Annotated in this window: 20 protein-coding genes; 18 read left to right on the top strand and 2 right to left on the bottom strand. The window is 33.7% G+C overall.

Going from position 1 to position 17672, the window contains the following annotated elements; translation table 11 throughout:
* Nucleotides 1–57: 57 nt before the first annotated feature.
* Genes ACEN92_RS15770 through ACEN92_RS15760 form a run of 3 tightly spaced genes read left to right on the top strand, consistent with a single transcriptional unit; the run spans nt 58 to nt 2247 of the window.
* Nucleotides 58–390 (top strand): hypothetical protein, encoded by a 333-nt coding sequence (locus ACEN92_RS15770; RefSeq protein WP_495639297.1) that lies wholly within the window; start codon nt 58–60, stop codon nt 388–390.
* 3 nt (nt 391–393) lie between these two features.
* On the top strand, nt 394–696 hold the full coding sequence (locus ACEN92_RS15765; RefSeq protein ID WP_495639296.1) for a hypothetical protein: 303 nt from the start codon (nt 394–396) through the stop codon (nt 694–696).
* A gap of 3 nt (nt 697–699) precedes the next feature.
* The gene (locus tag ACEN92_RS15760) at nt 700–2247 is read left to right on the top strand and encodes a PepSY-associated TM helix domain-containing protein (RefSeq protein WP_495639295.1); all 1548 of its coding nucleotides are present in this window, start codon (nt 700–702) and stop codon (nt 2245–2247) included.
* 82 nt (nt 2248–2329) lie between these two features.
* Here ACEN92_RS15760 and ACEN92_RS15755 read toward each other — a convergent pair whose 3' ends face one another.
* Together ACEN92_RS15755 and ACEN92_RS15750 are read right to left on the bottom strand one after the other, a co-directional pair.
* The gene (locus ACEN92_RS15755) at nt 2330–2674 is read right to left on the bottom strand and encodes a toxin-antitoxin system YwqK family antitoxin (protein WP_495639294.1); all 345 of its coding nucleotides are present in this window, start codon (nt 2672–2674) and stop codon (nt 2330–2332) included.
* A 207-nt stretch (nt 2675–2881) separates the two neighbouring features.
* Nucleotides 2882–3877, bottom strand: coding sequence for a TlpA family protein disulfide reductase (locus ACEN92_RS15750; RefSeq protein ID WP_495639293.1), 996 nt, complete (start codon nt 3875–3877; stop codon nt 2882–2884).
* Between the two features lie 159 nt (nt 3878–4036).
* Here ACEN92_RS15750 and aspS point away from each other — a divergent pair, with 159 nt between their 5' ends.
* The 15 genes from aspS (at nt 4037) to nuoL (ending at nt 17663) form a co-directional block, all read left to right on the top strand.
* Complete coding sequence (gene aspS, locus ACEN92_RS15745; protein WP_495639292.1) at nt 4037–5788, top strand: aspartate--tRNA ligase; 1752 nt, start codon at nt 4037–4039, stop codon at nt 5786–5788.
* 322 nt (nt 5789–6110) lie between these two features.
* Nucleotides 6111–6305, top strand: coding sequence for a cold-shock protein (locus ACEN92_RS15740; protein WP_007137066.1), 195 nt, complete (start codon nt 6111–6113; stop codon nt 6303–6305).
* A gap of 242 nt (nt 6306–6547) precedes the next feature.
* Nucleotides 6548–6913 carry an NADH-quinone oxidoreductase subunit A gene (locus ACEN92_RS15735; RefSeq protein ID WP_007809098.1) on the top strand — a complete coding sequence of 122 codons (366 nt, stop codon included), beginning with the start codon at nt 6548–6550 and terminating at the stop codon, nt 6911–6913.
* Nucleotides 6914–7072: 159 nt separating this feature from the next.
* Entirely contained in the window at nt 7073–7621 is a 549-nt protein-coding gene (locus tag ACEN92_RS15730) for an NADH-quinone oxidoreductase subunit B (protein WP_495639291.1), read from the top strand.
* Between the two features lies 1 nt (nt 7622).
* Complete coding sequence (locus ACEN92_RS15725) at nt 7623–8144, top strand: NADH-quinone oxidoreductase subunit C (protein ID WP_495639290.1); 522 nt, start codon at nt 7623–7625, stop codon at nt 8142–8144.
* 21 nt (nt 8145–8165) lie between these two features.
* Nucleotides 8166–9404, top strand: coding sequence for an NADH-quinone oxidoreductase subunit D (locus ACEN92_RS15720; RefSeq protein WP_495639289.1), 1239 nt, complete (start codon nt 8166–8168; stop codon nt 9402–9404).
* Between the two features lie 150 nt (nt 9405–9554).
* Nucleotides 9555–10085 carry a complex I 24 kDa subunit family protein gene (locus ACEN92_RS15715; RefSeq protein WP_495639288.1) on the top strand — a complete coding sequence of 177 codons (531 nt, stop codon included), beginning with the start codon at nt 9555–9557 and terminating at the stop codon, nt 10083–10085.
* Between the two features lies 1 nt (nt 10086).
* The gene (gene nuoF, locus ACEN92_RS15710) at nt 10087–11457 is read left to right on the top strand and encodes an NADH-quinone oxidoreductase subunit NuoF (RefSeq protein ID WP_495639287.1); all 1371 of its coding nucleotides are present in this window, start codon (nt 10087–10089) and stop codon (nt 11455–11457) included.
* Between the two features lie 2 nt (nt 11458–11459).
* Nucleotides 11460–12020 carry a hypothetical protein gene (locus ACEN92_RS15705; protein ID WP_495639286.1) on the top strand — a complete coding sequence of 187 codons (561 nt, stop codon included), beginning with the start codon at nt 11460–11462 and terminating at the stop codon, nt 12018–12020.
* A gap of 98 nt (nt 12021–12118) precedes the next feature.
* Nucleotides 12119–13150, top strand: a complete 1032-nt coding sequence (locus ACEN92_RS15700) for an NADH-quinone oxidoreductase subunit G (protein ID WP_495639285.1) — start codon at nt 12119–12121, stop codon at nt 13148–13150.
* Between the two features lies 1 nt (nt 13151).
* The gene (nuoH, locus tag ACEN92_RS15695) at nt 13152–14207 is read left to right on the top strand and encodes an NADH-quinone oxidoreductase subunit NuoH (protein WP_495639284.1); all 1056 of its coding nucleotides are present in this window, start codon (nt 13152–13154) and stop codon (nt 14205–14207) included.
* Nucleotides 14208–14367: 160 nt separating this feature from the next.
* Nucleotides 14368–14913, top strand: coding sequence for a NuoI/complex I 23 kDa subunit family protein (locus tag ACEN92_RS15690; protein ID WP_294928649.1), 546 nt, complete (start codon nt 14368–14370; stop codon nt 14911–14913).
* On the top strand, nt 14914–15453 hold the full coding sequence (locus ACEN92_RS15685) for an NADH-quinone oxidoreductase subunit J family protein (protein WP_495639283.1): 540 nt from the start codon (nt 14914–14916) through the stop codon (nt 15451–15453).
* Nucleotides 15453–15773, top strand: a complete 321-nt coding sequence (gene nuoK / locus ACEN92_RS15680; protein WP_017494599.1) for an NADH-quinone oxidoreductase subunit NuoK — start codon at nt 15453–15455, stop codon at nt 15771–15773. Before ACEN92_RS15685 ends, nuoK begins: the two co-directional genes overlap by 1 nt.
* A 6-nt stretch (nt 15774–15779) precedes the next feature.
* The gene (gene nuoL / locus ACEN92_RS15675; protein ID WP_495639282.1) at nt 15780–17663 is read left to right on the top strand and encodes an NADH-quinone oxidoreductase subunit L; all 1884 of its coding nucleotides are present in this window, start codon (nt 15780–15782) and stop codon (nt 17661–17663) included.
* Nucleotides 17664–17672: the final 9 nt, after the last annotated feature.

The raw sequence follows: 17672 nt of genomic DNA, 5'->3' as shown, positions 1-17672 counted from the left end.
ATTTGCAGTATCAAAAACGATTCTAAATAACATGAAGATATTCTAAACTTTAAAACTATGATAACAATCGCCAGTCTTTTCGTTTTTTTAGCTTTTTATACACTTTATTATACCTCAAAAAGAGCTGTGTTATCTTATGATTCAGGTTTTGAAAAATGGATGAAAAACAATCCTAAACAAACCAAAATTACAGGATTAGTCTTTCTTTTGACAGCTTATTCTTTATGGTTTATTACACAATCATTATGTTGCGGTACTTTACTGTTTTTTATTCAATTAATGGCAATTGGGAGTTTAATCATTATCCTGATTCCATTAAAAAAAATAAGTCCGATAATGTTATTAATTCTTTTTGTGACAGTAGCTTTATTCGAATTTTATTACCACTAAACAATGCCCGCAAATCCTAAATATCTAACGCAATCAAAATGGCAGCGTTTCGCCAAAATTACAGCTGCTATTCTGGGCGGCTATTTTGTTTCTGTGACATTTCATTTGGCTTTAGCCACTTGGTTCAACCGGGCAAATATTCTTATCACAATGGCTTTTAGCGGTTTTATTCTTTGGGTAGTACTTATGGTTGTTGCCTTTTTAGCAAAAAACGGATGGAAAATATGGGGAATTTATTTATTGATGACTTTACTTTTCTCTGGCATCATTTATCTCGGACAAACCTATAACCCTATTACCAAATAATTCATGAATAACAGAAACTATAATATCTATTTTCATACACATACCGTAAGCGGTATTGTAATTAGCGTTGTGTTGTTTGTTATTTTTTTTGCAGGATCGTTTTCTTTTTTTAGGGATGAAACTATCAATTGGGAACGAGGCGAATCTGTTTCACTTACCAAAGAAATCCGTATTAACTACGATGCAACTTTAGACACTTTAAATAAAAAATACACATTAGCCGGAAGAAATATTTCAATTTCAAAATCCGGTAATGAAAGACGTGTAAATGTTTACATGGAAGGTACTAAAGATACTTTAGCTCCGGCGAAACTAAAAGAAAGCCAGTTTTTTTATTTAGATACCAAAAATTTCAAAATACAGACTTATGAAGAGTCCTATTCTTTAGGCGAATTCTTGTACCGGCTTCACTTTCTGGCTCAGATCCCTTATCCGGTTGGTTATTATCTTTCAGGTTTTATTGCTTTATTTTTCTTGTTTGCTATTGTAACCGGAGTTCTGTTACATTGGAACAAAATTGTATCTAATTTTTATATTTTCCGTCCCAAAGAAAAACTAAAAACATTATGGACTGATGCACACACGGCACTAGGAATGATAGGTCTGCCTTTTCAGTTTGTATATGCCGTTACCGGTGCCTTTTTTATGATCAAACTGGTTCTGGTGGCACCTGGTGTAATGGTTTTGTACAAAGGAGATGACACTAAATTATATGATGATTTAGAATATAACAATCCCGTTTATAAGTTTGAAAATAAAAAATTAGCCAATCCTTTCAATATTAATGAATTTGTTTCAAAAACAAAAAACACCTGGAAAGATTTTGAAATTTCCAGCGTTCAGATTCAGAATTATGGAGATGCTAACATGCATGTGGTTGTTGAAGGTGAAATGCCTTATGACAAGAAATTCACGGCCGTTGGAAAAATAATTTATAAAATTGCCAATGGTAAAATTGTTGCTAAAAAAGATCCGATAACCCAGAACAACTATTTGGATGGAGTCAAGAATGTTTTATACCGGATTCATTTTGGTGATTATGGCGGCTATGCATTAAAAATAATCAGTTTTGTACTTGGTATTATTACTTGCTTCGTAATCATATCAGGAGTTATGATTTGGTTAGTAGCCAGAGATAAGAAAAATATGCCGGAGAAAAAACGTCGTTTTAACAACTCAGTTGTTCAGATATATTTGGCAGTTTGTTTAAGTATGTATCCGGTTACTGCCTTGTCATTCATTGCCAATAAAGTATTTCATCCGTTAAGTCAGTCCAATATTTATAGCGTCTATTTTATAAGCTGGCTGGTGTTAATTATATTTTTCCTTTTAAAGAAAGATATTAACTTCACAAATAAATGGAGCTTAATTTCAGGAAGTATTTTAGGATTTATGATTCCGATTGCAAATGGCATCTGTACAGAAAACTGGTTTTGGAAAACTTTTGTACAAGATCAGGTTCAGATATTCTTTATTGATATTTTCTGGATCGTTTTAGCCTCAATTACACTTTATGCGGCTTTTTCATTAAAACCGAAAGGAAATAATTAAAAATAAGAAATAGATACAAACACAAAAAAGGAGCAAATTTTAATAAAATTTGCTCCTTTTTCTAACTAAATAATAATTAATTCTATTTATTTGCCAAAACCTTTTCTTCTAAACTCTTAACCGAATTGATTTTGCTTTTTGAATAATCTACCTGACAAATATTATTTTCATTAAAGAAAATCCATTTTCCGGTTTTCAATCCGTCTGAATATTCAGCAATGGCCTTTTTATTTCCATTTTCATCATACGATACCCAAACCCCATCCAGTTTGCCTTCTTTAAAAAAGCCTTCCTGCTGTACTTTGCCATTTTCATAATAGTAAGTAGCTCTTACTTTACTTCCAACAGCTTCTAATTGAGGTTTTGTTTCCTGTGCAACTAAAATTCCAGAGAACAATATTGCAACTAAAATTACACACTTTTTCATATCTTTATGGTATTAAGGTTATCAAATCTTTATCAAATATAAATAATTGTTTACATTAAAAAAACTTTTACTTAACAATTTGATAACATTGAGTAAAAACTTAACATTGGAAATTTGCCAAAAACAAAAAAACCAACGCTAAAGCATTGGTTTTACTGGTGTTTTATAAAATATTCTAAAGTACTATAACGTTATAAATTTGACCAATTATTTCAATAAAGTGTCTAATTTTTCTTGTAATTCAGCCGAAGATGGTCTGTCTGCATCTGAATCCACAATATTTCCCTTTGGATCTATTAATATAAATCTTGGAATTCCTGTTACGCCATAACTCGTAACAAATTCAGATTCCCAGTCCTTATCAGCGAATAATTGTATTCCTCCTAAATTCTTATCCGCAACAAATTTTTTCCATTTTTCGTAATCTTTTGCTTTATCAATAGAAACGCTTACGAATTCAATATTCTTCCCATGGTATTTTTCTTCAATCTTTTGTAAAAAAGGAATTTCACCTCTGCATGGCCCACACCAGGTTGCCCAAAGATCAATATAAACATATTTGCCTTTTAAGTCTGAAAGTTTAGTTTTTCCGCCTTTGTAATTTTCATAATCAAAATCCGGAGAAGCTTTTCCATTAAGTTTATTTGCTTTTGAGGCACTTTCATAATTTTGCAGGGCATATTGGTGAGACTGTTCAAATGAACTTAATAAAGCTTTTTTAAATTCAGGATCATAGTTTCCTTTTTCAATACTTTCTACATCCGATTTTTTCTTTGCTTCTAATAATGTATTAAACACTGTTGGTTCTTTTGTAAAAGCTTCCTTTTGAAATTTTTCCTCTTTCAATGCATGTTGTGCCAGAAAATTACTTTCACCTACACCTTTACCTTTATAAACAATTGTTTCATCAAATTCTTTGGCATCCATTGTTAAATTAACTTCAGAATCCGGTTTTAAATACAAACTGGAAACTTCTTTTCCGTCAGAAAACTGATAAAAACCTTTTGGAGCATCAAAAGTAGCAGCAAAAACTTCTTTTTTGTTAATTGGGATAACCTGAATAAAATTATTAGCTCCTCTGATAACTAAAGTATCACTATTTCTATTAGCAATTTTAGCCGTAAACTTTATTTGATTTTTTGTCTGCGAAGTACAACTAAAAGTACTGATAATAAACAAACTATAAAGAAAAACTTTTTTCATAATTGACATTGTTTTATTTTGAATACTTCAAATTTAAAAAAATTGTATGTGAGAAATTTAGCTATTAACAAAATATTTTATTTTAATGCACATCAAGTTGCATACTTTACTATATTAATTTGAATTTTGTGTTTACTTTTGCAGTCTAAAATTTTGATCATGTATAGAAGTCATAATTGTGGCGAATTAAATGCCTCAAACATTAATACCGAAGTTACACTAGCGGGCTGGGTTCAAAAATCACGCAATAAAGGATTTATGAACTGGGTTGATTTACGTGACCGCTACGGAATTACACAGCTTATTTTCGACGAAAGCCGTACCGATAAAGCAGTTTTTGAATTGGCGAAAACTCTGGGAAGAGAATTTGTAATTCAGGTAAAAGGAACTGTTATTGAACGTGAAGCAAAAAACAAAAATATTCTGACTGGTGATATCGAAATTTTAGTTTCTGAATTGAATATTCTAAATGCAGCTTTGACTCCTCCATTTACAATAGAAGATGAAACAGATGGTGGAGAAGATATCCGAATGAAATATCGCTATTTGGATATTCGTCGTAATCCTGTAAAAAACAGCTTGTTGTTCCGTCATAAAGTAGCAATGGAAGTTCGGAAGTTTTTATCTGATTTAGATTTCTGCGAAGTTGAAACGCCATATTTAATCAAATCAACTCCGGAAGGAGCAAGAGATTTTGTCGTACCAAGCCGTATGAACGAAGGTCAATTCTATGCATTACCACAATCTCCACAAACTTTCAAACAATTGTTAATGGTGGGCGGAATGGATAAATATTTCCAAATTGTGAAATGTTTCCGTGATGAAGATTTGCGTGCAGACCGTCAGCCTGAGTTTACACAAATCGACTGCGAAATGGCTTTTGTGGAGCAAGAAGACATTTTGAATGTTTTTGAAGGACTGACAAGACATTTATTAAAAGAAATTAAAGGTATTGAAGTAGATAAATTCCCAAGAATTACCTACGATTATGCCATGAAAACATATGGAAATGACAAACCGGACATTCGTTTCGGAATGGAATTTGGTGAGTTAAACGAATTCGCACAACACAAAGATTTTCCGGTATTCAATACTGCAGAATTAGTTGTTGGAATTGCTGTTCCGGGAGCAGGAAACTATACCCGTAAAGAAATTGACGGATTAATTGACTGGGTAAAACGTCCGCAGGTTGGCGCATCAGGAATGGTGTATGCAAAATGTAACGATGACGGAACATTTAAATCATCTGTAGATAAATTTTACGATCAGGATGATTTAGGACAATGGGCAAAAATTACAGGAGCAAAACCCGGAGATATGATTTTTGTACTTTCCGGGCCTGCTGATAAAACAAGAGGGCAGCTTTCGGCACTTCGTATGGAACTGGCTACTCGTTTAGGATTGCGTAAACCGGAAGAATTTGCTCCGTTATGGGTTATTGATTTTCCATTATTGGAATTAGATGAAGAAAGCGGCCGTTATCATGCCATGCACCATCCATTTACTTCTCCAAAACCGGAAGACATGCATTTATTAGAAACACAGCCGGGAAAAGTTCGTGCAAATGCGTATGACATGGTTTTAAACGGAAACGAAATTGGAGGAGGATCGATTCGTATTCACGATAAAGCTACTCAGCAATTAATGTTCAAATATTTAGGTTTTAGCGAAGAAGAAGCAAAAGCACAATTCGGATTCCTGATGGATGCTTTTCAATTTGGAGCACCTCCACACGGAGGTTTAGCTTTTGGTTTAGATCGATTGGTAGCCATTTTAGGAGGTCAGGAAACCATTAGAGACTTCATTGCGTTCCCAAAAAATAATTCAGGTCGTGATGTCATGATTGATGCTCCTGCTGCAATTGATGATTCGCAATTGAAAGAATTATCAATTAAATTAGATTTAAAGTAATTCTATAAATTTTTCAATCAAAACAAAAAGAATGACAATTAATTTTGTTGCTCTTTTTTTTGATTTTTTTGAAATTTATTGTACAATTTAAAAAAAGATAATTTTTAATAAGTAGTCCGTTTATTACAATAATACAAGTATGGAATTGCTTTATTTTTAATAAATGAATCTTAATTCAAAGATATTCATATGAAATTTAATATAGTTTAAACACAGAAAACACTGTAAATCAATAATTTTTACAAAAAATTAACACCTTAGTGTCTTTTGTATGAATTTATATATTACATTTGCTTTATTATAAATTATTATTACAATTACAATGCGTACAGGTACAGTAAAATTTTTCAATGAGTCTAAAGGTTATGGATTCATTACAGACGAAGAAACAGGAAAAGACATCTTCGTTCACGCTTCAGGAATTAACGCGGAAGAATTACGCGAAGGTGACCGAGTAAGCTACGAAGAAGAAGAAGGAAGAAAAGGGAAAGTTGCTGCTAAAGTAGCAGTTATCTAAGAAAAATATAGCAATTTATTTTTTTTGCCTCTGAATGGTTTAAAAACGTTTCGATTTATTTCGAAACGTTTTTTTTTTGCTTTCTTGTTAAAAAAATGTAAAAGTCTGAGCTTTTATTTATAATCATTAAAAATTACACTTAAACGTTGTTTCAGACTAAACTTAAATCATTTTTTAGCTTGTGATTTACAGAGTTGAAAGCTATCTTTGTGGCTTATTTTTTAAGTAAAAATCCCAAGTTTATGCAATCAGATCAATACAGTTACCTACCTATCTTAATGCAGCTAATTTTAGCAGTTGGTTTTGTGGTTGGTACCATCATTATTTCCGGGAAATTAGGACCAAAAAGAACCTCAGAAGTTAAAGACAAAAACTTCGAGTGCGGTATCGAATCTGTTGGTAATGCCCGTATTCCATTTTCGGTAAAATACTTCCTGGTAGCCATTCTATTTGTATTGTTTGATGTAGAAGTAATTTTTCTTTATCCTTGGGCTGTAAACTTTAAAGAACTTGGCATTGAAGGAATGCTAAAAATGATTGTTTTTATGGCTTTGCTTTTAGTTGGTTTTTTCTATATCATCAAAAAGAAAGCATTAGACTGGGAATAAAGAAATTTTAGTTTCAGATTTTAGATTTTAGATTAATTTGATTTAGAATTTTAGATTTGAAAAATAAATTTCTCAACACATAATATTGATTTTTAAAATATTGATTTCAATTTTCAGATTTGCACATCTAAAATCAGAAATCTAAAATCTAAAATAAAAATGAGCGATTCAAATGTAAAAATGGTTGCCCCTCCTGAAGGTGTTGTTGGTGAAGGTTTTTTCGCCACAAAACTAAATGATGTTGTAGGTATGGCACGAGCGAATTCTCTTTGGCCATTGCCTTTTGCAACTTCATGCTGCGGAATTGAATTTATGGCAACGATGGCTTCTCATTACGATTTGGCACGTTTTGGTTCTGAGCGTGTGAGTTTTTCTCCTCGTCAGGCTGATATGTTAATGGTTATGGGAACTATTTCTAAAAAAATGGCACCAATCTTACGTCAGGTTTACGAGCAAATGGCAGAACCTCGTTGGGTAATTGCAGTAGGAGCTTGTGCTTCATCAGGTGGTATTTTTGATACGTACTCTGTTCTACAGGGAATCGATAAAGTTATTCCGGTTGACGTTTACGTACCGGGATGTCCGCCAAGACCGGAGCAAATTGTTGATGGTGTAATGAAACTACAAGAATTGGTACGAAGCGAATCTGTAAGACGCAGAAGCTCACCAGAATACCAGGAATTACTGGCTTCCTATAATATTTCATAAGATGGCTTTAGAAAACACCCTTATTCAAGATAAACTTACAGAAACATTTGACACAAGTGTTTTTAACTTTCAACAGGAAAGAGATATTTTTTCTTTAGAAACAACAGCTGATAAAATCACTGCTTTAATTCTTTTTCTAAAAAACGATTCAGATTTACGTTTTCACTTTTTAACTGATTTATGCGGTATCCATTATCCGGATAATGAGTCAGAGCGTCAGTTTGCAATAGTGTATCATTTACACAACTGGTATGAAAACAAACGAATTAAGATCAAAGTATATCTTAACGGAGAAAAACCTGAGATAAAAACAATTTCAAATATTTTCTTAAGCTCCAATTGGATGGAAAGAGAAACATACGATTTTTTTGGCGTGAACTTTATTGGTCACCCACAATTGAAACGTATTTTGAATATGGATGAAATGATTTCTTTTCCGATGAGAAAAGAGTTTCCAATGGAAGACAGCGGAAGAACAGATAAAGATGACAGATTCTTTGGAAGAACAACAACAAATTGCTAAAAAATAATTCAACATTATAAAATGTCAGAACTATTATTACCACCAGAGCATCGTTATGCTAAAATAATTAAGGAAAAACTAAACGAAGACGGAAGCGAACTTTCAGTACTGAATTTAGGTCCTACACACCCGGCGACCCACGGTATTTTCCAGAATATCCTGTTAATGGATGGAGAAAGAATTCTTGAAGCTGAACCAACTATTGGTTACATCCACAGAGCTTTCGAAAAAATTGCCGAAAATCGTCCTTTTTATCAGATTACGCCACTTACAGACCGTATGAACTATTGTTCCTCTCCTATCAACAACATGGGATGGTGGATGACTTTAGAGAAATTGTTAGGTATTGAAGTTCCTAAAAGAGCTCAATATTTAAGAGTTATCGTAATGGAATTAGCACGTATTACAGACCACTTAATTTGTAATTCGATTCTTGGTGTTGATACTGGTGCTTATACTGGTTTCTTATACGTTTTTCAATTTAGAGAAAAAATTTACGAAATTTACGAAGAAATTTGTGGTGCCCGTTTGACAACCAATATGGGAAGAATCGGTGGTTTTGAAAGAGATTGGTCTGAAGCCGCTTTCAAAAAACTAGATGCTTTCCTTGAAGAATTTCCAATTGCATGGAAAGAATTCGAAAACTTATTCGAAAGAAACAGAATTTTTATTGACAGGACTGTAAATGTTGGTGCAATCTCTGCTGAGAAAGCAATGGCTTACGGATTTACAGGTCCCAACCTGCGTGCTGCCGGAGTTGATTATGATGTACGTGTAGCACAACCTTACTCTTCTTACGAAGATTTCGATTTTATTGTTCCTGTTGGAAAATCAGGTGACACATACGATCGTTTCTGTGTTCGTAATGCTGAAGTTTGGGAAAGTCTAAGCATTATTCGCCAGGCTTTGGATAAAATGCCGGCTGGAAATGAATATCATGCGGAAGTTCCTGATTATTATCTTCCTCCAAAAGAAGATGTGTATACTTCAATGGAATCCTTAATTTATCACTTTAAGATTGTAATGGGGGAAGTTCCTGTACCAGTTGCAGAAATTTATCACCCGGTTGAAGGCGGAAACGGAGAATTAGGATTTTATTTAGTTACTGACGGAAGCAGAACCCCATACAGATTACATTTCAGAAGACCTTGTTTTATTTATTATCAGGCATATCCGGAAATGATTAAAGGCGCTTTACTGTCTGATGCAATTGTTATCCTTTCAAGCTTAAATGTTATTGCAGGAGAATTAGACGCATAAAAAAGATTGTAGAGTTTAGAATGTAGATTTCAAATTGAAAAATCTAAAATCTAAAGTCAGAAATCTAAAATTAAAAAAGATTGCAGAATATGGATTTATAGACAACAGATTGAAAAATCTAAAATCTAAAATCTAAAATCTAAAATAAAAATGGAACGTAAACATTACAAACAAGAAATAAACATGACTGAAGCATTGATGACTCGCATCAATGAATTGATTAGTCATTATCCGGAAGACAAAAGAAAATCAGCTTTGTTGCCTGTTTTGCATGAAGTGCAGGATGCGCACGATAACTGGTTAAGTATTGATTTACAGGATAAAGTTGCTGAAATTTTACATATAAAACCAATTGAGGTTTACGAAGTGGTTACTTTTTATACCATGTACAATCAAAAACCAATTGGAAAATACATGTTCGAATTTTGCCAGACTTCTTGTTGTTGTTTAAATGGTGCCGAAAATTTAATGGATTATACTTCTGAAAAATTAGGCATTAAAATGGGTGAAACAACTCCTGATGGGATGTTTACCATTGCCGGTGTAGAATGTTTAGGTGCCTGCGGATATGCTCCGATGATGCAGTTGGGAGATTTCTACAAAGAAAAATTGACAGAAGATAAAATCGATCAGTTAATTGCTGATTGCAGAGATGATAAAATAATATTACACGATAAATAAGATGTCAAAAAAAATATTATTAGACAAAATCAATATTCCGGGTATCAAAACTTACGAAGTATATCGTCAAAACGGTGGTTATGCTTCTGTAGAAAAAGCCTTAAAAACACTTACGCCTGACGAAGTTGTTGAAGAAGTAAAAAAATCAGGAATCAGAGGTCGTGGTGGAGCTGGTTTCCCTGCAGGAATGAAATGGAGTTTTATTGATAAAAAATCAGGAAAACCAAGACATTTAGTTTGTAATGCCGACGAGTCTGAACCAGGAACTTTCAAAGACAGATATTTGATGGAATTTATTCCTCACTTATTGATTGAAGGAATGATTACTTCGAGTTTTGCCTTGGGCGCTAACCTTTCGTATATCTACATTCGTGGAGAATATATGTGGGTTTATAAAATTTTAGAAAGAGCCATAGCCGAAGCTAAAGCTGCCGGTTGGTTGGGAAAAAATATATTAGGTACAGGTTACGATTTGGATTTATATGTTCACTGTGGAGCTGGCGCATATATTTGTGGAGAAGAGACTGCACTTATCGAATCATTGGAAGGTAAAAGAGGAAACCCTCGTATTAAACCGCCATTTCCGGCTGTTTCAGGGCTTTGGGCAAATCCAACTGTAGTAAATAATGTAGAAACTATTGCTGCCGTGCCATGGATTATCAATAATTCTGGTGATGAATATGCTAAAATTGGAATTGGACGTTCTACGGGAACTAAATTAATCTCGGCTTCAGGACATATTAAGAATCCCGGGGTTTATGAAATTGAATTAGGACTATCTGTCGATGAGTTCATGAATTCTGATGAATATTTAGGAGGAATGTCTTCCGACAGACCTTTGAAAGCATTAGTACCCGGAGGTTCTTCAGTGCCAATTTTACCGGCTGAATTGATTTTTAAAACAGCTAATGGTGAAGACAGATTAATGTCTTATGAATCTTTAAGTGATGGTGGTTTTGCTACCGGATCAATGTTAGGTTCAGGAGGATTTATTGTTTACAACGACACATCGTGTATAGTGAGAAATACATGGAATTTTGCTCGTTTCTATCACCACGAATCTTGCGGACAATGTACACCTTGTCGTGAAGGTACAGGCTGGTTAGAAAAAATATTACATCGTATTGAAAACGGTCACGGCCGTGAAGAGGATATCGAATTATTATGGAGTATTCAAAGTAAAATCGAAGGAAACACGATTTGTCCGCTTGGCGATGCGGCTTCGTGGCCTGTAGCAGCAGCTATTCGTCATTTCAGAGAAGAGTTTGAATACCACGTTCGTTTCCCTGAAAAAATAAAACACAGAGATCATTTTGTTGCAGAGCCATTTTCGCAAGTGAAACATTTGGTTGGTGGAAAAGTAATCGTGTAAATATGAAAAAAAATGTAATTCTTATTTTCATTCTTTTAAGTTCTTTTGCAAATGCTCAAAGATTTAATGGCTATGTAGTAACTAATGCTAATGATACAATCAAATGCAAATTTTCATTGGATATGAATATTTTTGATAATACTTTATTCTATGATGCTGGAATTAGCAAAAGAGCAAAAATCTACAAGGAAAATGGAGAAAAAGTAAAATATATGCCTTCCGAATTAAAAACTATTTTTATAACTGGTCCAAAGCAGGGAGATTATAAATTCGTAAGTTTAGCTGAAGATAGAGAGCATTTTTTTCATGAAATAATTAAAGGAAAATTATCTTATTATGTTATATATAAAGGAAATCTTCAAGGAGGATTTCCGTTACAAACTCCATATATTTTAAAAGATAGTAAACTTGTTCAACTTACTGGCTTCAGCATAAGAAAAAAGTTTGGAGAATTAATAAATGATTATCCGGAATTATATCAAAAATGGATGGATTCAAATAATAATTATAAAACAAGTCAAATTGAAGAAGTTATAACATTATACAATAACAATTTCAAATAGTTTAAAAATAAAAAGCAGAAATTACAAAGTTATAAGTATTAAAAGGACAGCAAATCTTTTGAATATCTAAACTTTCGACATTCAAATCATTAAGAGAGATGAAAGTAACCATAGACGGTCAAAGTATCGACGTAGAACCAGGAACTACTATCCTGCAGGCTGCACGTATGATTGGAGGAGATTTAGTTCCGCCAGCCATGTGTTATTACTCAAAATTAAAAGGGAGCGGCGGAAAATGTCGTTGTTGTTTAGTGGAAGTTTCCAAAGGAAGCGAAGCAGATCCGAGACCAATGCCAAAACTAATGGCATCTTGTGTTACCGGCTGTATGGACGGAATGGAAGTAAACAGCAAATCTTCAGACAGAGTAACAGAAGCCCGTAAATCTGTAACGGAATTTTTATTGATCAATCACCCATTGGATTGTCCGGTTTGTGATCAGGCAGGAGAATGTGATCTTCAAAATTTAAGTTTCGAACACGGAAATCCAAAATCACGTTTTATTGAAGAAAAAAGAACATTCGAACCAGAAGATATTGGTCCAAATATTCAACTGCATATGAACCGCTGTATTTTATGTCAAAGATGTGTACAAGTTGCAGATCAATTGACAGACAACAGAGTTCACGGAGTATTAGATCGTGGAGATCACGCTAATATTTCAACCGGAATATCAAAAGCTATCGACAATGAATTTTCCGGAAACATGATTGACGTTTGCCCGGTTGGAGCATTAACTGATAAAACTTTCCGTTTCAAATCGAGAGTTTGGTTCAACAAACCTTATAATGCACACAGAGAATGTACCACTCCGGGATGTTGCGGGAAAACAACCGTTTGGATGTTTGGAGGGGAAATTCAACGTGTAACCGGCCGTAAAGATGAGTACCATGAAGTAGAAGAATTCATTTGTAATTCTTGTCGTTTTGATCACAAAAATGTAAATGACTGGGTTATTGAAGGACCAAGAGAATTTGAAAAAGATTCTGTTATCAACCAAAATAACTACACTCAAAAATTAGAGAAAGTAGAAATCGCTACAGAAAAAAACATCCTTTTAGGAAGAGATATCGACCGTAAAAAAATCAGTATGGCTGAAATTCCGTTAAACACTAACAACAAAAATTCTTAAGATGGTAGATGGTGCATTTATTATAGAAAAAAGTGTTGTAATTGTTGTAGTTTTTGCCGTAACAATGATCATGGCAATGTATTCTACCTGGGCTGAGCGTAAAGTTGCAGCATTTTTACAAGACCGTGTCGGACCTAACCGTGCAGGTTGGGGAGGATTATTACAGCCTCTTGCTGATGGTTTGAAATTATTTTCGAAGGAAGAATTTTTCCCAAATACTCCTAATAAATTTTTATTTATTGTAGGTCCGGCAATTGCCATGAGTACGGCTTTAATGACCAGTGCTGTAATTCCCTGGGGAGACAGATTGCATTTATTTGGAAGGGACATTTTATTACAGGCAACTGATATCAATATTGGTTTATTGTATTTCTTTGGCGTCGTTTCTATTGGAGTTTACGGAATCATGATTGGTGGATGGGCTTCAAACAATAAATTCTCATTGATGGGAGCTGTTCGTGCTGCTTCGCAAATGGTTTCTTATGAAGTTGCCATGGGATTATCGATGATTGCATTATTGATGATGACCGGAACATTAAGCTTAAAAGAAATTTCATTACAACAGGCGGGAATGAACTGGAATGTTTTTTACCAGCCGTTATCCTTTTTGATTTTCCTTATTTGTGCTTTTGCAGAAACCAACAGAACGCCTTTTGACCTTGCAGAATGTGAATCTGAGTTGATTGGTGGTTACCATACAGAATATTCATCCATGAAAATGGGATTCTATTTATTTGCTGAATATGCGAATATGTTTATTTCGGCTACTATTATATCGGTATTATTTTTTGGAGGATATAATTATCCGGGAATGCAATGGATGGTAGAAAATGTTGGTGTAAATACAGCTAACTTATTAGGTATTGCGGTGCTATTTGTAAAAATATGTTTCTTCATATTCTTTTATATGTGGGTACGCTGGACAATTCCGAGATTTAGATATGACCAGTTAATGAACTTGGGATGGAAAATCCTGATTCCGCTTTCTATTATTAATATCATGATTACAGGTGTTGTTATTTTAAGAGGCGAAATTGCTGCCTTTTTAGGATTTTAATAACCGAAGAGCCCTAGCCCTGATAGCAGCGGCATCCTTTTATTATTTTTCTTTAAAAAATAAAAGATAAAGCGGATAGCAGGATTAGCTACTAAATAATAAAACAAAATAGATTTAAATTTGGTCTAATCATCAAATTGAATCACAAATTATACTTTAAATGTCAATAGAAACTATATCATTATCGGGTAGAAAAAAGCTGGTCTCTAACAAAGAGATGACTTTTTGGGAGCGATTGTATCTTGTGGCGATTGTAAAAGGTTTACTGATTACCATCAAGCATTTTTTCAGAAAAAAAGCTACTATTCATTATCCCGAACAAGTGCGTGAAATGAGTCCGGTTTATCGTGGTCAGCATCAGTTAAAACGTGATGAGCAAGGTCGTGAAAACTGCACTGCTTGTGGATTGTGTGCTTTATCATGCCCTGCAGAAGCCATCACTATGAAAGCTGCTGAACGCAAACCAGATGAAAAACATTTGTACAGAGAAGAAAAATATGCTTCGATTTATGAAATCAACATGTTAAGATGTATTTTCTGTGGTCTTTGTGAGGAAGCTTGCCCGAAAGATGCTATTTACCTGACGACTTCAAAAGTTTTGGTTCCTTCCAGCTATGAAAGAGAAGATTTCATTTTTGGAAAGGACAGATTAGTGATGCCTCTTGATGTGGCGATCAAAAATGCTCAACTTAATAATGCTAACTAAATGATACATATTCCTGATTTTGCAAACGCAACAACTGTACAAGTTATATTTTGTTTCTTAGCGTTTATCACGGTAATTACCGCTTTTTTAACCATTTTTAGCAGAAATCCAATTCATAGTGCTATTTATTTAGTAATCTGTTTCTTTTCGATTGCCGGTCATTATTTATTATTAAACGCTCAATTTTTGGCTGTTGTACATATAATAGTCTATTCGGGAGCGATTATGATTTTGTTTTTGTTTACCATCATGTTGATGAATTTAAACGAACGCCATCAGGTTCACAGGCCTAGGATTACACGTTTGGGTGCTATTGTTTCTTTTTGCATAATTGTAATTGTATTAATTACAATTTTCATTAACTCTAAACCAATTGTTGGCGAATACGATTCAACCGGAGAAGATTTCCAGTCTATTCAAGTTTTGGGTAAAATATTACTGAACGAATATATGGTTCCATTTGAATTTGCTTCCATCCTGCTTTTAGTAGCGATGATTGGAACTGTATTATTGTCTAAAAAAGAAAAACTAAATAAATAATGGGTAATATATTAAATCAAATAGGTATTGAAAACTACATTTTTTTGAGCGTTGTACTTTTCTGTATTGGTATTTTTGGTGTATTGTACAGACGAAATGCTATTATCGTTTTCATGTCTATCGAAATCATGCTGAATGCGGTTAACCTTTTATTTGTTGCTTTTTCAACCTATCATCAGGATGCACAGGGACAAGTTTTTGTGTTCTTTTCGATGGCAGTTGCTGCAGCAGAAGTTGCGGTAGGATTGGCCATTTTGGTTTCTATTTTTAGAAATTTAGGCTCAATTAGTATCGATAATTTAAAAAATTTAAAAGGATAAATGGAAATGGATACCAATTTAGCTTTAGTCTTAGTTTTATCTCCTTTTTTAGGATTTTTAATAAATGTTTTTTTCGGGAAAAGCTTAGGAAAAACAGTTTCGGGTATTATCGGAACAGTTGCTGTAGCAGTTTCTTTTGTAGTTACACTTATATTATTTAATCAAATTACTTCAACTGGAAAAGCCATTCAGGTCATTTTATTTGACTGGATTCAGATTAGTAATCTTCATATTAATCTAGGGTTTTTATTAGATCAATTGTCAATTTTATGGTTGCTTTTTGTAACCGGAATTGGATCATTGATACATTTATATTCTATTAGTTACATGCATGATGATGAAAATATGCATAAATTCTTTGCGTATTTGAATCTATTCGTATTCTTCATGATTACCCTTGTAATTGGAAGCAATTTATTAGTTTTATTCATTGGTTGGGAAGGTGTTGGACTTTGTTCGTACTTATTAATTGGATTTTGGTATAAAAACCAAGATTATAATGATGCTGCAAAAAAAGCGTTCATCATGAACAGAATTGGAGATTTAGGTCTTTTGATAGGAATGTTTATCATTGGTTCTATGTTCTCAACTTTAGATTATGCAACATTAAAAACGGCGATTGCGGGAGCAACAAATCTAAACTTACCCTTACTTTCATTAGCTGCTTTATGTTTGTTTATCGGATCATGTGGTAAATCAGCTCAAATTCCGTTATACACCTGGTTGCCGGATGCGATGGCAGGACCAACTCCGGTTTCTGCATTGATTCACGCGGCAACAATGGTTACTGCCGGTATTTTTATGGTAACGAGATTAAACTTTGTTTTCGATTTAGCTCCGGATGTTCAGACTGTAATTGCAATAATTGGAGCTGTGACTTCATTAGTTGCCGCAACAATTGGATTGGTTCAGACGGATATTAAAAAAGTATTAGCCTACTCTACCGTTTCTCAATTGGGATTAATGTTTTTAGCTTTAGGATTTGGTGCTTATGAAGTAGCTGTTTTTCACGTAATCACACACGCTTTCTTTAAAGCTTGTTTGTTCTTGGGATCAGGATCTGTAATTCACGGATTGCATGGAGAACAAGATATGCGTAAAATGGGAGGTTTGCGTAGTGCAATGCCAATTACTTTCTGGACCATGTTAATTTCATCATTGGCCATTTCAGGAGTTCCTTTCTTTTCTGGTTTCTTTTCTAAAGATGAAATCTTAATGACTGCTTTTCACCATAGTAAAACATTATATATTATTGGATCTATTGCATCCATCATGACTGCTTTTTATATGTTTAGATTAATGTTCCTGACTTTCTTTAAAGATTTTAGAGGAACAGAAGAGCAAAAACATCATTTACATGAAAGTGACGGTTTGATTACTTTTCCTTTAATAATTTTGGCTCTTTTGGCTACTTTTGGAGGACTCATCAGTCTTCCTGGGAACAGTTGGTTAAATGAATATTTAGCTCCTCTTTTCACGAAAGCGGCCGGAGAAGAACACCAATTAGGCACAACAGAATATACCTTAATGGGAGTCGCTGTTTTAGGTGGGTTAATCGGTATCTTAATTGCCTATATCAAATATTTTAAACAAGATAATGTTCCTGAATCAGATGAGAACATCACTGGCGTAGCCAAAGTTTTATACAACAAATATTATGTAGACGAAGTATACGATGCAATATTTGTACGTTCTATAAACGGATTGTCAAAATTCTTTAGAGACTATGTTGAAACTGGTTTATCAGCAGTTGTTTTTGGATTAGGTAAAGTAACTAATGAATTGGCTTTTCAAGGTAAAAAATTACAAAGCGGAAGTATCGGATTATATCTTTTTGTTTTTGTTTTGGGTCTTTGTGCCATTATTTCCTATATATTTTTAGCTCAATAATTTTATAAC

It is taken from the genome of Flavobacterium sp. Flavsp81, from assembly GCF_059491325.1.
This window is presented reverse-complemented; position numbering and strand designations above follow the sequence as displayed.

What these genes read in the sequence shown, in the direction of transcription:
- ACEN92_RS15770 (WP_495639297.1), top strand. Translation starts at nt 58, where the DNA reads ATGATAACAATCGCCAGTCTTTTCGTTTTTTTAGCTTTTTATACACTT.
- ACEN92_RS15765 (WP_495639296.1), top strand. Translation starts at nt 394, where the DNA reads ATGCCCGCAAATCCTAAATATCTAACGCAATCAAAATGGCAGCGTTTC.
- ACEN92_RS15760 (WP_495639295.1), top strand. Translation starts at nt 700, where the DNA reads ATGAATAACAGAAACTATAATATCTATTTTCATACACATACCGTAAGC.
- ACEN92_RS15755 (WP_495639294.1), bottom strand. Translation starts at nt 2,674, where the DNA reads ATGAAAAAGTGTGTAATTTTAGTTGCAATATTGTTCTCTGGAATTTTA.
- ACEN92_RS15750 (WP_495639293.1), bottom strand. Translation starts at nt 3,877, where the DNA reads ATGAAAAAAGTTTTTCTTTATAGTTTGTTTATTATCAGTACTTTTAGT.
- aspS (WP_495639292.1), top strand. Translation starts at nt 4,037, where the DNA reads ATGTATAGAAGTCATAATTGTGGCGAATTAAATGCCTCAAACATTAAT.
- ACEN92_RS15740 (WP_007137066.1), top strand. Translation starts at nt 6,111, where the DNA reads ATGCGTACAGGTACAGTAAAATTTTTCAATGAGTCTAAAGGTTATGGA.
- ACEN92_RS15735 (WP_007809098.1), top strand. Translation starts at nt 6,548, where the DNA reads ATGCAATCAGATCAATACAGTTACCTACCTATCTTAATGCAGCTAATT.
- ACEN92_RS15730 (WP_495639291.1), top strand. Translation starts at nt 7,073, where the DNA reads ATGAGCGATTCAAATGTAAAAATGGTTGCCCCTCCTGAAGGTGTTGTT.
- ACEN92_RS15725 (WP_495639290.1), top strand. Translation starts at nt 7,623, where the DNA reads ATGGCTTTAGAAAACACCCTTATTCAAGATAAACTTACAGAAACATTT.
- ACEN92_RS15720 (WP_495639289.1), top strand. Translation starts at nt 8,166, where the DNA reads ATGTCAGAACTATTATTACCACCAGAGCATCGTTATGCTAAAATAATT.
- ACEN92_RS15715 (WP_495639288.1), top strand. Translation starts at nt 9,555, where the DNA reads ATGGAACGTAAACATTACAAACAAGAAATAAACATGACTGAAGCATTG.
- nuoF (WP_495639287.1), top strand. Translation starts at nt 10,087, where the DNA reads ATGTCAAAAAAAATATTATTAGACAAAATCAATATTCCGGGTATCAAA.
- ACEN92_RS15705 (WP_495639286.1), top strand. Translation starts at nt 11,460, where the DNA reads ATGAAAAAAAATGTAATTCTTATTTTCATTCTTTTAAGTTCTTTTGCA.
- ACEN92_RS15700 (WP_495639285.1), top strand. Translation starts at nt 12,119, where the DNA reads ATGAAAGTAACCATAGACGGTCAAAGTATCGACGTAGAACCAGGAACT.
- nuoH (WP_495639284.1), top strand. Translation starts at nt 13,152, where the DNA reads ATGGTAGATGGTGCATTTATTATAGAAAAAAGTGTTGTAATTGTTGTA.
- ACEN92_RS15690 (WP_294928649.1), top strand. Translation starts at nt 14,368, where the DNA reads ATGTCAATAGAAACTATATCATTATCGGGTAGAAAAAAGCTGGTCTCT.
- ACEN92_RS15685 (WP_495639283.1), top strand. Translation starts at nt 14,914, where the DNA reads ATGATACATATTCCTGATTTTGCAAACGCAACAACTGTACAAGTTATA.
- nuoK (WP_017494599.1), top strand. Translation starts at nt 15,453, where the DNA reads ATGGGTAATATATTAAATCAAATAGGTATTGAAAACTACATTTTTTTG.
- nuoL (WP_495639282.1), top strand. Translation starts at nt 15,780, where the DNA reads ATGGATACCAATTTAGCTTTAGTCTTAGTTTTATCTCCTTTTTTAGGA.